Origin of the sequence: Neisseria iguanae (assembly GCF_003013245.1) — a bacterium.
In the GTDB taxonomy this organism is placed as follows: domain Bacteria; phylum Pseudomonadota; class Gammaproteobacteria; order Burkholderiales; family Neisseriaceae; genus Neisseria; species Neisseria iguanae.
Map to the genome: position 1 here is coordinate 1 of NZ_PXYY01000014.1, position 13,250 is coordinate 13,250.

Here is a 13,250-nt window from a genome sequence, read left to right on the forward strand (position 1 = left end):
ATTCGGGTTTGTATCCGCCCCATACTTTTCGATTTCGGCGCAATTGTTTGCACTGCTTAGTATGGCGGCTACGGCCGGCCTTTCGGAAAGATTATGTTTGATTTTGCCGTGCTGCCGCGGGTCTTTGATATTGGCGGAGATGGCGATAAGTGGGTTCATACGGGCATTATGCCATGATTTGCTTCATGTGATTGCCCTGTTCAGACGGCCTTGAGACCCCAGCCAACTTCAAATCCAGGTACAATACTTGGTATTAATGAAAAGAAATATTTAAGCCGAATCATGATGACACATGCCGTCAAGCCCTCCCGTTGGCTGCCGTTGCTGATGGCCATTGCCATTTTTATGCAGATGCTGGATGTCACGATTCTGAATACTGCTTTGCCGAAGATTGCTGGAGATTTAAACGAATCACCGCTCAACATGCAGATAGCGGTGATTGTTTATACCTTGACCGTGGCACTGTTGATTCCGTTGAGTGGCTATCTGGTTGACCGTTTCGGTACCAAAAGCGTGTTTCTCGGTTCGATTTCGATGTTTATGTTCGGGTCGTTATTGTGTGCGGCAGCACCGAATTTGCCGATGCTGGTATTGGCGCGGGCAGTGCAGGGCATTGGCAGTTCGATGCTGGTGTCGGTGCCGCGTTTGACGATGTTGCGGGTGTATGAAAAATCACAATTGCTCAATGCATTTAACTATGCGGTGATGCCGGCTTTAATCGGTCCGGTGTTGGGGCCTTTGCTGGGTGGCTATTTGGTGGAATATGCTTCTTGGCATTGGATTTTTCTGCTGAACCTGCCTATCGGTTTTATCGGTTTGATTGTCGGCCGGAAAATCATGCCGAATGTCAAAGGCGGAGAAGCAGCTTTGGATTTGGGTGGTTTTCTGATGTTTGCCGCCGCGGCCTGTGCGCTGACTTTATCGGTGGAAATCGTTTTCCACGACAATGCCGCGCCGTTTTCGCTTTTGCTGGCGGCAAGCAGTGCAGTGTTGATGTGGCTTTATTACCGTCATGCGAAAACCGCACCGAATCCGATTTATGCCGGGCATTTGTTCAAAGTGCGTACGTTTCGCTTAGGTTTGACGGGCAACTTACTCAGCCGCTTGGGGATTAGCTCTGTGCCGTTTTTGCTGCCTTTGTTGTTTCAGGTGGCATTCGGTTACAGCGCCAGCTTGTCGGGCTGGTTGATCGCACCGGTTGCGCTGGCTTCATTGTTGGTGAAGCCGGTCATCAAGCCGATTATGGCGCGCTTTGGTTATCGTAATGTACTGATTTGGAACACGCGCATTTTGGGTGTGTTGATCATGCTGTTGTCCATACCGGGCGAACATGCGCCGATGGCGGTTTGGGTGGCATTATTGCTGCTGATGGGTACGTGCAACTCAATTCAGTTTTCATCGATGACCACACTCACTATTGCCGATTTGCGCGGCTACCAAACCGGCAGCGGCAACAGCCTGATGGCGGTAAACCAGCAATTGGCCATCAGCTTGGGCATTGCGGTGGGTGCATTGATGCTGCAAGTTTGGACCAAAAGCAGCATAGGGCAGGCCGATTTGCATGCGGCGTTTCGGTTTACTTTTGTCGGTGCCGGTTTGATTACCCTGATTTCCAGCCTGATTTTCAACCGATTACATGTTTCAGACGGCCAAAATCTTACAAATTAGCAATAAAAATCAGGTAAAATGCATCAGGCAACAATTTAAATTCATTTTTGCAGACGGCATGAAAGAAAAAGCCTGCAATTTATGTTATAGGCGGCTTTTCAAAAGGCCGTCTGAAACCCACCACCCCAATGAAGACGAGATATTTAACATACGTGTTACCGGTATTTTTTGCAGGCTGCGCCGCCCTACCGTCTTTGGACGATAGAACAGAAAGCCGGTATATAGAAGTGGATTCCGCACCACGCTTGGAAGCGATTTTAAAACCGTCGCAACAAGGCGAGATTGGCGATGATCCGGAAACTTCAGGGATCTATTTGTTGAATGATGCACATGAAGCCTTTGTGGCACGCGCGGCCTTGATTGAATCGGCCGATGTCAGCTTGGATCTGCAATATTATATTTGGCACAACGATATTTCCGGCCGTTTGCTGTTTAATTTGCTTCACCGTGCCGCCGAGCGAGGGGTGCGCGTGCGCCTGCTGCTGGACGATAACAATACCAACGGCTTGGATAATGTCTTGCTCGCGCTTGACAGCCACCCGAACATCGAAATCCGTCTGTTTAATCCGTTTTTGATGCGCAAATGGCGTGCTTTAGGCTATCTCACCGATTTTCCGCGCCTGAACCGCCGCATGCACAATAAATCACTCACCGCTGACAATCGGGCCACCATTCTCGGCGGGAGAAACATTGGCGACGAGTATTTCCAAGTCAGGGAAGATACCGTGTTTGCCGATTTGGATATTTTGGCCACGGGGTCGGTAGTAACGGAAGTATCTAAAGATTTCGACCGCTATTGGGCGAGCAATTCTTCCTACAACGCTACCAGCGTGATTAAAAAAGGCAGCATCGAAAAAGGCTATCAGGAGCTGGAATATGATCGCTCAGGCAGCAATGAAATGTTGGTCAAATACCGAAAAGAAGTTGAAAACTCAAGGCTTTTCAAGTTGATGCAGGAAAATAGCATCGAATGGTTTAACGTGCATACCCGTCTCATCAGCGATGATCCGGCCAAAGGCTTGAACCGCGACCGCTCCAAACAGCCGATTAGCCAACGTTTGTTTGATGCGTTGCAGAAACCGCAAGAAAGTATTTATCTGGTTTCGCCTTATTTCGTGCCGACCAAAAGCGGCACGGAAGCCTTATCGCAAATGGCGAAAGAAGGCATTGATGTCAATGTCTTGACCAATTCTCTACAGGCGACCGATGTGGCGGCAGTGCATTCCGGTTATGTCAAATACCGCAAGCCTTTGCTTAAGGCCGGTGTAAATCTTTACGAATTACAGCCCAACCATGCCGTACCGAAAACCAAAGACCGCGGCCTGACCGGCAGCTCGGCCACCAGCTTGCATGCCAAGACCTTTATCGTCGATGCCCGGCGCGTGTTTATCGGCTCGTTTAATCTTGACCCGCGCTCCGCACGCTTGAATACCGAAATGGGTGTGGTTATTGAAAGCCCGGAAGTAGCCGGCATGATGCAGCGCAGTTTGGTTGAAACCACGCCGAAATATGCTTATAAAGTGACAATGAACAAATTCCACAAGCTGCATTGGTATAACCCCGAAGACGGCAAAACCTACAGCAAAGAGCCGGAAGCAGGCTTCTGGAAACGTATGACCGCGCGCATATTGTCGTTTCTGCCGATTGAAAGTTTGCTGTGAGACCGCCTGAAAAACGAAAGGAAAAGCAATGAAATCGATTTGGAAAGCCATATTTTTAGCCGTGAGTGTGGCCATACTGGCTTCGTGCGGTACCGCTGCCAAAAAATCAAAAAAAGCCGTCAAAACCGCCAAACACGGGCCAGTGCGCAAAATCCAGCCTGTGCGCATCAGCCACATCGACCGGGCTCACGGTTCGCAAGAAATCATGATTCAGAGCATGGGCTTGGTCGGCACGCCTTACAAATGGGGCGGCAGCAGCACGGACACCGGTTTCGATTGCAGCGGTATGATTCAATACATCTATAAAAACGCACTCGGCGTCAACTTGCCGCGTACCGCCCGCGACATGGCCGCCGCTTCGCGCAAAATCCCCGACAGTCAGTTGAAACCGGGTGATTTGGTGTTTTTCAACACCAGCAAGCGCACCAAATATTCCCATGTCGGCATCTACATCGGCAACGGCGAATTTATCCACGCGCCAAGCAGCGGTAAAACGATTCAAACCGAAAAGCTGGCCAAACCGTTTTATGCCAAAAACTATTTGGGCGCGCATACGTTTTTTACTCGTTGAGGCCGTCTGAACGATTAGCGTTACGGCGTTGCTGTTATTCTCAACACCACCATACAAAACCAAGGCCGTCTGAAACCTTTCAGACGGCCTCAACCCTAATGAAAATAAGGAAGTATCATGCACACCGAAGCCGTGTTAACCGTATTGAAAAACCTGCAAAACCACATCAGCACCGCGCTTGAAGCCGAAGACGGCTGCGCGGTGTTTGTTCGCGACGAATGGGTGGGGGCACTGGGCAAAGGTGAATCGCGCGTGTTGAAAAACGGCGCGGTTTTCGAACAGGCCGGTGTGAATTTTTCCCATGTCAAAGGTGGAAAAATGCCTGCTTCTGCCACGGCACACCGCCCCGAATTGGCCGGCGCCGCATTCGAAGCCACGGGAGTGTCGCTGGTGATTCATCCGAAAAACCCGTATGTGCCGACCAGCCATGCCAATGTGCGCTTTTTCATTTCCTATCCTGAAAATCAAACGCCGGTGTGGTGGTTTGGCGGCGGCTTCGACCTCACGCCATTTTATCCGTTTGAAGAAGACATCTTGCACTGGCATACCGTAGCGGAAAACCTGTGCCGCCCATTTGGCGCAGAAGTTTATCCCGAATACAAAAAATGGTGTGACGATTACTTTTATCTCAAGCATCGTGGCGAAACCCGCGGCGTAGGCGGCTTGTTTTTCGATGACTTAAACCGTTGGGATTTCGACACCTGCCTGAATTTCATCAAAGCAGTTGGCGAAGGTTATGTCGAAGCCTATCAACCGATTGTTGCCAAACGAAAACATACCGGATACGGCGAGCGCGAACGCCACTTCCAGCTTTACCGCCGTGGCCGTTATGTTGAGTTTAATCTGGTTTGGGATAGAGGCACGCTTTTCGGTCTGCAAAGCGGTGGCCGCACTGAAAGCATTTTGATGTCGATGCCACCGTTGGTACGTTTCGAATACCAGTATCAGCCGGAAGAAGGCAGCGCCGAAGCGCGTTTGAGCGAATTTTTGACATCGCGTGATTGGTTGGGCGAATTGAAATAACACCCAGGCTGTCTGAAAATCATATGCTGCTTATCAAGCAGCCTGAGACTTTTGAAAAAATTGCTGGGACGGATAGGCTTGGATTTCTACCTGTGTGGGGAATAACGGGTTTGGATTGCAGCTGCTTCCCAAATTTTACGCAGGCCTTGGTTTAAAGTAATTTACAAGAAGCAAATTCAGGTATAACAAACTCATCATAATAGGGCAGGCTGGTTATTTTACGGCGCATTAAGATTTTGATGTACGAATAATTGGTATAAAATAACAGCTTTCTTTTCGCTTGATATAATACCGCAATTTTCTCAGACGGCCCAAGCCGGGTTGCCATTATTTATGTACGGCTGCCCAAGTCCAAACCCAAAAAAGGAATACAATATGCCGGACTACCGCTCCAAAACCTCCACTCACGGCCGCAATATGGCCGGCGCGCGCGCATTGTGGCGTGCCACCGGTGTAGCCGATTCCGATTTCGGCAAGCCGATTATCGCTATTGCCAACTCGTTTACCCAATTCGTACCGGGCCACGTGCACTTGCACAATATGGGGCAATTGGTTGCCCGTGAAATCGAAAAAGCCGGCGCGATTGCCAAAGAATTCAACACCATCGCGGTGGACGACGGCATCGCCATGGGCCACAACGGCATGTTGTACAGTCTGCCGAGCCGTGATTTGATTGCCGACTCCATCGAATACATGGTCAATGCCCACTGCGCCGATGCGCTGGTGTGTATTTCCAACTGCGATAAAATCACTCCGGGCATGCTGATGGCGGCCATGCGTTTGAACATTCCGACCATTTTCGTTTCCGGCGGCCCGATGGAAGCAGGTAAAGTCACCGTCGCCATTAATATTGCTGATGAACGCCGTTTGGACTTGGTTGACGCCATGATTGAAGCGGCCGACGATGATGTTTCCGATGCACAGATTCAAGAAGTCGAACAAAATGCCTGCCCGACTTGCGGTTCATGTTCCGGCATGTTTACCGCCAATTCGATGAACTGCCTGACCGAAGCCCTGGGTTTGTCACTGCCGGGCAACGGTTCTTATCTGGCAACCCACGTCGGACGCAAAGACTTGTTCCTTGAAGCAGGCCGTCTGATTGTTGAGATTACCCGCCGCTACTACGAGCAAAACGACGAATCTGTGTTGCCGCGCAGCATTGCCAGCCAAAAAGCCTTTGAAAACGCCATGACCATGGACATCGCCATGGGCGGCTCGACCAACACCATTTTGCATCTGCTGGCTGTCGCGAATGAAGCCGGTGTCGATTTCAAAATGGCCGACATCGACCGTTTGAGCCGTGTTGTGCCGTGCATCTGCAAAACCGCACCGAACAACCATGACTACTACATGGAAGACGTGCACCGCGCAGGCGGTATTTTCGGCATTTTGAAAGAGCTGGAAAAAGCCGGCAAACTGCATACCGACATCCCAACCATTCACGCGCCGACTTTGAAAGAAGCGATTGCCAAATGGGACGTGACCAATCCGGATAATACCGAAGCCATCGGGCGCTTCAAAGCCGCGCCTGGGGGTATGCGTACCACACAAGCCTTCTCGCAAAACCGCATGTGGAAAACGCTCGACCTCGACCGTAAAAACGGCTGTATCCGCAGCGTGGAGAATGCCTATTCGCAAGACGGCGGCTTGGCCGTGTTGTTCGGCAACATCGCCGAACGCGGCTGCGTGGTGAAAACCGCCGGTGTGGACGAGAGTATTCTGAAATTTACCGGTCGCGCGCGCGTGTTTGAGAGCCAAGACGCTGCGGTAGAAAGCATTTTAGCCAATGAAATCATAGCCGGCGACATTGTCATCATCCGCTACGAAGGCCCGAAAGGCGGCCCGGGCATGCAGGAAATGCTGTATCCGACTTCTTATTTGAAATCAAAAGGCTTGGGCAAAGCCTGCGCCTTGCTGACCGACGGCCGCTTCTCCGGGGGCACCTCCGGTTTGAGCATCGGCCATGCTTCGCCGGAAGCGGCAGAAGGTGGCGCGATTGGTTTGGTGGCCGAAGGTGACACCATCGAAATCGACATCCCGAACCGCAGTATCAACCTGATGGTTTCCGATGAAGAGCTGGCCGCACGCCGCACCGAAATGGAAAGCCGCGGCAGCCGGGCATGGAAACCGGCCAACCGTGACCGCTACGTTTCCCAAGCATTGCGCGCTTACGGCCTGATGGCGACTTCGGCTGACAAAGGCGCCGTGCGTGATGTGATGCAAATTGAACGCTGATCATCGGAAACTTTTGCGCAGGCCGGCCGTCTGAAACATACCCAATTGTTCAGACGGCCTGACGGAAGAATGTCATGGATAAATCCGCCACTGCCATGATTGCTTTGGCCATTGTTCCGGTGATTTTGACAGGCGGTGGTTTTGTGGCGGCCGGGTATTGAAAGAACCATCCTGAAACATTCCGAGAGTAGCCGTAAAACGAAACCGGTTTAAACTCAAGGCCGTCTGAAAGAAGCATTTCGTATTCAGACGGCTCGAACTTTTGTAAAAACACAAATCTATATCGGTCATTCCCGCGCAGACAGGAAGCTGAAACACTGGGGCGTGTCTTCATTTAGTCGGCGTCGCGTATTTTTTGAGCAGAAAAGCGCGGATGCAAGGCGATACTCAAAGAGGGCGGTATTTAAGGCTAATCTACGTCAGCTCCTAAAATTTTTCAGGATATTAGGGCATGTCTTCATTTCACCATGCGACATCTTTTCGGCATGAAAACTTGTCTGCCGTATTGGAAATGAGCGCAAAGTGTCCAACCTTGCTGTGCTGGCCGGTTTTACCGGCGCAGCGTGTAAAACCGACCCAAATTCGCAAAATTTTAAGCTGCCCTTTATGGTGCGCCAAAGTTAAAACGAAACCCGCATTCTTTCCGGAATAATGGAAAAGATTTCCGGTCAATTCCATTCTATTTCTGTAGCATGCGCTTTGCCCGGTCTCAAAAGTTTTCCATCCCGTCAATGTGGTTTTGCCGCCCTACAAAATGCGTACAGTGACTGGTACGGTGATAAATGGGTTCACCCACATCAAACACATCACGGCTTTTGCAGGAATCGGGATAAACAATGCCGTCAGGCAATGGTTTTCATTTAATAACCGGCATAAAGTTATCTTTAACGACAACGGTTAAACCTTACCCTGTCGTTTTAGAATGCCAAAAACAGCCACTTTACCTGTAACACCCCGACCGCGTTTGCCTTTGCACTGCCTGCCAAAACAACCCCCGTCTGATTCAACCGGGCCATCAAAAATTTCATCTGCCCGAAGTTCTGAACGGTAAGCGATGGCTTGGCGGATTTTACGGTAAAACAACAGGGCGGAATCAGGCCGGATACCAGGTATACCGGCAGCTGCACGGGCCGTTACTTCCGATACAGAAAATTGAAGAATTTTTTCCGTGTAGGTTTGCTCCGTGTAGATTTTCTTAGTTTGCAATAAGTTACCTTCATTTTTTAATGTATAACCCGACTGCTCATCTGTGTCAGCCCCAAATTTTAAATACTGCTGAAGCAGACAGGTCCGGATTCCTGTCTGCGCGGTAATGACGGACTCGGATTGCAGCCGGTTTCCGGGTTTGGCAAAGGTTCCGGCCTTGTATTTATGTTTAATATAAAATAGTATTTATCCAAACTTATAAGAAAATGGCCAACTGCTTCATTAGGTGTCGGAAAAGGTCGGGTTGTCTGGAAACAGCTTTTGTTTTGCCGAAACGATCGTTGTAGGATTTCCGAGTATGTGTGCGGTGTTGCCGTGCCTTTCGGCATTCTTGACGACGCGTAGAAGTCCCCAAATAAATCTTCAAGGAAAAAAAATTGGAACAACGCTGGAATTTTCTGTAATTTAAGGCTGTCTGGAACGAAACCATGAAATCTCTGATTCTTTGGCTCAGCCTGTTTGCCGCTGTTTTCGCCTTGTTCCAATACCAGCAATCCCACAAAATCGTGCTTGGGCAATTGATGCGGCCGAGTGCGCCACAGGATCGGTCGGCAGTGGCCGGGTTGGACGGTTTGGGTTATTTGAACTTTCTTCGTGAAACGGCGGGATTGCAGCCCTTGGCATATTCGGTCATTTTGGAACAATCAGCCCGCAATCATGCACTGTATTTGACCGAAAATCCCGACGACGGCCATGATGAACGTAATCGCGCCAGTCGTTATTTTACCGGCAACAGTCCGTCTGAACGGGCAAAGCGCGTGGGTTATGTGTATGATGGTGTGCATGAAAATGTCAGTACCAGCAGCCGCTTTCAAGATACGGATAGGGCGACTGAATTTGCCGTGCATCAGCAGCTTGACGGCTTGATGACGGCGGTTTATCACCGCTTTTCTTTGTTGGAGCAAAGCATTAACGAAGCCGGTGTGGCTTATGAAAGCGGACGCAATCATACTGCTTTGGTGGTGAATCAAGGGGATAAGGGATTTAACCGGTTGTGCGGTTTAGGCCGTCTGAAAGCCAGGCCGAACCGTCACTATTACAAGCAATCATGTCATAACGGTGCGGTGGTGTATGCCGATGAAGTGCAAAACCGTCGCGGGCTTTTATATACGGTTTATCCGATGGGACATTTTGCCATGCCCGATTTTCAAGGCGAGCGGCCGGATCCGATGCCGGGGCATGAGTTTACCGGCAATCCGGTGAGCATTGCTTTTTCCGAACAAGCAGGGCGCGTAGAAATGCGTTCGTTTAAATTGTATCGAGGTAATAAAGAAATCACCCATAAACGGGTGTTGACCAAACACAATGACCCCAACCGACAGTTCAGCGAGCAGCAATTTGCGCTTTTTCCCATGCAACCTTTGGAATACGATACGCTGTATCGGGCGGTGTTTACATTTGGGCGTAAAGGCAAACCGGAGCGTGCGGAGTGGACGTTCCGCACCAAAAAACCGGATTATCCGTATTTTATCGTCAAAGGCGGCGAGAAATTATCACTCAAATCAGGTGAAAAATATTTTATCCATTGGCAAAACCGTTGGTGCTTGAAAACCTGTCCTCAATTGGTGTACCAACAGCGCGGCGGGGCAAAATTGGAGGTATTGGAACGGCAAATCGGCGGCTTGCTGCTGCGTGTGAGCGGCGTGGCAGGTGGTGATGTTCGGCTGATGTTTGAAGGAGAGCGTGATAAGGCCTTAATGCTTTATGTATCTTCCTAAATTTTTCAGGCTGTCTGAAAGCTTTTCAGACGGCCTGATCAATTGTTTGAAAGCCGTTTAAGGATTATCGAAATTTAACTGGAAAGCTGTTAAAATATCACTTTCATTCCATCTGCTGCCATGATGACCCATCCGGAAATTCAAGCCGATACGCGTTATGCGTTTGTGTGTATTGCATTGATGATGTTGACGTTTTTGGTGTTTGTCCTGTTAATGGTTGCGCCTGTGGGCTTAAACATGAACCATCAAGTCATGCCATACGCGTTTCCTTGTATGCGCTGGTGCTGTTTGCTGTTTTGGGCGGTATTTTTTTCCATCAGAGTGGCTGTGCTGTGCAAAAACAGTGCGAAAGTAATTAAATGAGTGAACACCAAATCCCTGAAGAAATCCGCCTGCAAAACGGCCGCGCTGTCATGACTTTGGTTTACCATGGCGAAGATAAAAGCCTGTCGGCCGAATTTTTACGCGTGTATTCGCCGAGCGCCGAAGTGCGCGGCCATGCACTGGGGCAGGAAATTTTGCAGACCGGCAAAGCCGATGTCACCATTATGGGCTTAGAGCCGGTCGGCCGCTATGCGCTGAAAATTACTTTTTCAGACGGCCACGACAGCGGTTTGTACGATTGGCCGTATTTACACAAATTGGCTTACCAATATGACGAAATGTGGGCCGATTATTTGCGCCGCATTGAATTGGCCGGCGCATCACGAATTCCGACTGCCGAAGATTCAGCGGCGCAGGCCAAGGGTGGCCATTCGTGTGGCGGCGGCAGTTGCGGTTGCAGCCATTAAGCATTGTCACAACCTATTCCATTGAAGAAAGCAGATTATGAGCGACCACAAAACCCACTTCGGTTTTTCAACCGTCGATGAAGATGAAAAAGCCGGCAAAGTTGCCGAAGTGTTCCATTCGGTAGCGAAAAACTACGACATCATGAATGACGTGATGTCGGGCGGTTTGCACCGTGTGTGGAAGCATTTCACCATCAATACGGCACGTTTGAAAAAAGGCGGTAAAGTATTAGACATCGCCGGTGGGACGGGCGATTTGTCGCGCGGCTGGGCAAAACGCGTGGGCAAAGAAGGCGAAGTGTGGCTGACCGACATCAATTCATCAATGCTCACTGTCGGTCGCGACCGCCTGCTCAACGAAGGCTTGATTTTGCCGGTATCGCTGGCCGATGCGGAAAAATTACCGTTTCCGGATAACTATTTCAATCTGGTTTCGGTGGCCTTCGGTTTGCGCAACATGACGCACAAAGATGCCGCACTGAAAGAAATGTACCGCGTGTTGAAGCCAGGCGGGACGCTTTTGGTATTGGAATTTTCTAAGGTTTACAAGCCATTATCAGGCGCATACGATTTGTATTCGTTTAAATTGCTGCCGATGATGGGCAAACTGATTGCTAAAGATGCCGACAGCTACCAATATTTGGCCGAATCTATCCGTATGCACCCGGATCAGGAAACGCTGAAGCAAATGATGCTCGATGCCGGTTTCGACAGCGTGGATTACCACAACATGAGCGCAGGTATTGTGGCTTTACACAAAGGCGTGAAATTCTAATTGTGAGTCTGTTTCATTCAACCAATCAAGGCCGTCTGAAAAACATTGAACTGCACCCCAAAAAGTCGGACACCCCTTCCAACTAAAAAGGTGCGGTTTTCTTATGTCCGAATATACACCGGACTTCAAATACCGGGACCTACCCCATTATCACCACCAAGTGCACAGCCGGCAGAGCGCTTCAAAGCCTCACGCACACATCTGCGCCGCCGCACTGCAAAATCGGTGTCACCAATGCCAATGAATGTGGTTTCCTTTGCAGTCACGGGTATTCAACCTCTAAAAACCTTACAGAATAAGGCTTTCAGCAATTTTCATCACCTTTTTTGTTACTTACCCCTGAAAACGGAAAGCTTTGATGAAGAAGGTGCGCTGCCGGCGGCGGGGCCGGCAACAATCATAAATGATTACATACTGCAATCATGAACGCTTGAGTCTGGACTTAAAAAAGCTGAGCCCCGTTGCCTGCAGAACCCGGCTTGAAAAGGCTGTTTGAGAAACATTCTTAACTTGCCCAAGGATTGGGGGGACAGTTCAGGTTTTCAGACGGCCTTTCTTTATGGTGGTGTTTTATTCTTTTGGCGCAGCGGTAAAAAATAAATGTTCTTGTTTTAGCGCATTGTTGCCGGCATCGGTCAATGCGGCATCGGCGGCGGAGAATTTGATTACCGCCAAGCTCAGGCTGCCATTGTCGGTGGCGGCGGTATTGATGATTTGTCCGGCTTCTTCGCCGCCAACCTGCACGGCGATGCCTGCCGCTGCCAACGAGTCGCTGCGCAACACGGCCAAGCCGCGTTTTACTTGGCCACGGTATTGGGCGCGGGCGATGATTTCCTGACCCGGATAACAGCCTTTGCGGAAATGCACGCCGCCGATGATGTGTTGGTTGAGCATTTGTGCCACGGCGGTTTCTTTGGTGGCGGCAGAAATCCAAGCATAGCCGCTGCGGATTTCGTGCAGGTTCCAAGCGTTTTCCGCGGCTGCGTCGTACGGCGGCAATTCGCCTGCCAAACCGACTTTCAGACGGCCTGTGTGCGGCAAGATAATACACCAAATACCGTTTTGATTTTCCGCTTCGAAAGCCAAGGCCGGCTCGGCAGAAATCACGGCTTGCGCCCTATCATCCAATTCTCCGGCCACGGCAAAATCGTTTAAAGGCTCGAACACTACTTTGGCACGCAACACATACATGCGCAATTTTTTAATGATGGTTTCGATCAAATCTTGCGCCATCACCAGCAGTAAATCGCTGCCACGGTTGAGTACAATCATATTGGCCAACACGCGGCCTTTGGGTGTGTTGTAAGTGGCGTAGCAGGCTTGGCCGACTTGCAGGTTTCGAATATCGTTTGACATTTGGTTGTGCAGAAAATCGGCACGGTCGTCACCGCTGGCGCGGACAACGCCGAAGAAAGGCAGGCGGGTTTGCATGGTGGGCATTCCTTGGTAAATAATCAGAAACAGGGTTTGCAATAAAAACAATATTGGGCCGTTGTCATGAAAATAAAGGCTGAAACCTGTGCTTTGTCTTTAGCGTATTTCTTCGAGCGGTGTTTTTCGAACGTTTGTCTATCCGGGTGATATGCCTGCGCGTTCTGTGAT

General features: G+C 50.0%; 11 protein-coding genes and 1 pseudogene. 9 read left to right on the forward strand and 3 right to left on the reverse strand.

All coding sequences use genetic code 11. The features are described 5' to 3' along the window. Window positions 1-282 precede the first annotated feature (282 nt). From C7N83_RS03775 to ilvD, 5 genes are all read left to right on the forward strand, one after another. Window positions 283-1,668, forward strand: a complete 1,386-nt coding sequence (locus C7N83_RS03775) for an MFS transporter (RefSeq protein ID WP_106740752.1) — start codon at window positions 283-285, stop codon at window positions 1,666-1,668. 128 nt (window positions 1,669-1,796) lie between these two features. Then, entirely contained in the window at window positions 1,797-3,329 is a 1,533-nt protein-coding gene (locus tag C7N83_RS03780) for a phospholipase D family protein (protein WP_106740753.1), read from the forward strand. 28 nt (window positions 3,330-3,357) lie between these two features. Further along, window positions 3,358-3,900 (forward strand): C40 family peptidase, encoded by a 543-nt coding sequence (locus C7N83_RS03785; RefSeq protein ID WP_106740755.1) that lies wholly within the window; start codon window positions 3,358-3,360, stop codon window positions 3,898-3,900. Between the two features lie 117 nt (window positions 3,901-4,017). Next, window positions 4,018-4,923 carry an oxygen-dependent coproporphyrinogen oxidase gene (gene hemF / locus C7N83_RS03790; RefSeq protein ID WP_106740756.1) on the forward strand — a complete coding sequence of 302 codons (906 nt, stop codon included), beginning with the start codon at window positions 4,018-4,020 and terminating at the stop codon, window positions 4,921-4,923. 375 nt (window positions 4,924-5,298) lie between these two features. Then, complete coding sequence (ilvD, locus tag C7N83_RS03795) at window positions 5,299-7,158, forward strand: dihydroxy-acid dehydratase (RefSeq protein WP_106740758.1); 1,860 nt, start codon at window positions 5,299-5,301, stop codon at window positions 7,156-7,158. 49 nt (window positions 7,159-7,207) lie between these two features. Here ilvD and C7N83_RS14175 read toward each other — a convergent pair whose 3' ends face one another. Continuing rightward, window positions 7,208-7,396 (reverse strand): hypothetical protein, encoded by a 189-nt coding sequence (locus C7N83_RS14175; RefSeq protein ID WP_211296568.1) that lies wholly within the window; start codon window positions 7,394-7,396, stop codon window positions 7,208-7,210. A gap of 332 nt (window positions 7,397-7,728) precedes the next feature. After that, window positions 7,729-8,378: pseudogene (locus C7N83_RS03800) on the reverse strand (IS1595 family transposase); the annotation flags it as partial. 414 nt (window positions 8,379-8,792) lie between these two features. Between C7N83_RS03800 and C7N83_RS03805 the strand changes: the two are divergent. From C7N83_RS03805 to ubiE, 4 genes are all read left to right on the forward strand, one after another. Beyond that, window positions 8,793-10,082 carry a CAP domain-containing protein gene (locus C7N83_RS03805; RefSeq protein ID WP_106740760.1) on the forward strand — a complete coding sequence of 430 codons (1,290 nt, stop codon included), beginning with the start codon at window positions 8,793-8,795 and terminating at the stop codon, window positions 10,080-10,082. Between the two features lie 120 nt (window positions 10,083-10,202). Beyond that, the gene (locus C7N83_RS03810) at window positions 10,203-10,445 is read left to right on the forward strand and encodes a cytochrome b6 (protein ID WP_245911118.1); all 243 of its coding nucleotides are present in this window, start codon (window positions 10,203-10,205) and stop codon (window positions 10,443-10,445) included. Next, window positions 10,442-10,873, forward strand: coding sequence for a gamma-butyrobetaine hydroxylase family protein (locus C7N83_RS03815; RefSeq protein ID WP_106740762.1), 432 nt, complete (start codon window positions 10,442-10,444; stop codon window positions 10,871-10,873). The genes C7N83_RS03810 and C7N83_RS03815 overlap by 4 nt, the downstream gene beginning before the upstream one ends. A gap of 37 nt (window positions 10,874-10,910) precedes the next feature. Then, window positions 10,911-11,648: a bifunctional demethylmenaquinone methyltransferase/2-methoxy-6-polyprenyl-1,4-benzoquinol methylase UbiE gene (gene ubiE, locus C7N83_RS03820; protein WP_106740764.1), complete on the forward strand. Its 738-nt coding sequence runs from the start codon at window positions 10,911-10,913 to the stop codon at window positions 11,646-11,648. Between the two features lie 570 nt (window positions 11,649-12,218). Here the strand turns inward: ubiE and ygfZ are convergent. Continuing rightward, a complete protein-coding gene (gene ygfZ / locus C7N83_RS03830) occupies window positions 12,219-13,079 on the reverse strand; it encodes a CAF17-like 4Fe-4S cluster assembly/insertion protein YgfZ (RefSeq protein ID WP_106740800.1) in 861 nt (286 codons plus the stop codon). Window positions 13,080-13,250: the final 171 nt, after the last annotated feature.

Excerpts from the sequence above, each read along its gene's own strand:
- C7N83_RS03775 (WP_106740752.1), top strand. The coding sequence starts at position 283 with ATGATGACACATGCCGTCAAGCCCTCCCGTTGGCTGCCGTTGCTGATG.
- C7N83_RS03780 (WP_106740753.1), top strand. The coding sequence starts at position 1,797 with ATGAAGACGAGATATTTAACATACGTGTTACCGGTATTTTTTGCAGGC.
- C7N83_RS03785 (WP_106740755.1), top strand. The coding sequence starts at position 3,358 with ATGAAATCGATTTGGAAAGCCATATTTTTAGCCGTGAGTGTGGCCATA.
- hemF (WP_106740756.1), top strand. The coding sequence starts at position 4,018 with ATGCACACCGAAGCCGTGTTAACCGTATTGAAAAACCTGCAAAACCAC.
- ilvD (WP_106740758.1), top strand. The coding sequence starts at position 5,299 with ATGCCGGACTACCGCTCCAAAACCTCCACTCACGGCCGCAATATGGCC.
- C7N83_RS14175 (WP_211296568.1), bottom strand. The coding sequence starts at position 7,396 with ATGCTTCTTTCAGACGGCCTTGAGTTTAAACCGGTTTCGTTTTACGGC.
- C7N83_RS03805 (WP_106740760.1), top strand. The coding sequence starts at position 8,793 with ATGAAATCTCTGATTCTTTGGCTCAGCCTGTTTGCCGCTGTTTTCGCC.
- C7N83_RS03810 (WP_245911118.1), top strand. The coding sequence starts at position 10,203 with ATGATGACCCATCCGGAAATTCAAGCCGATACGCGTTATGCGTTTGTG.
- C7N83_RS03815 (WP_106740762.1), top strand. The coding sequence starts at position 10,442 with ATGAGTGAACACCAAATCCCTGAAGAAATCCGCCTGCAAAACGGCCGC.
- ubiE (WP_106740764.1), top strand. The coding sequence starts at position 10,911 with ATGAGCGACCACAAAACCCACTTCGGTTTTTCAACCGTCGATGAAGAT.
- ygfZ (WP_106740800.1), bottom strand. The coding sequence starts at position 13,079 with ATGCAAACCCGCCTGCCTTTCTTCGGCGTTGTCCGCGCCAGCGGTGAC.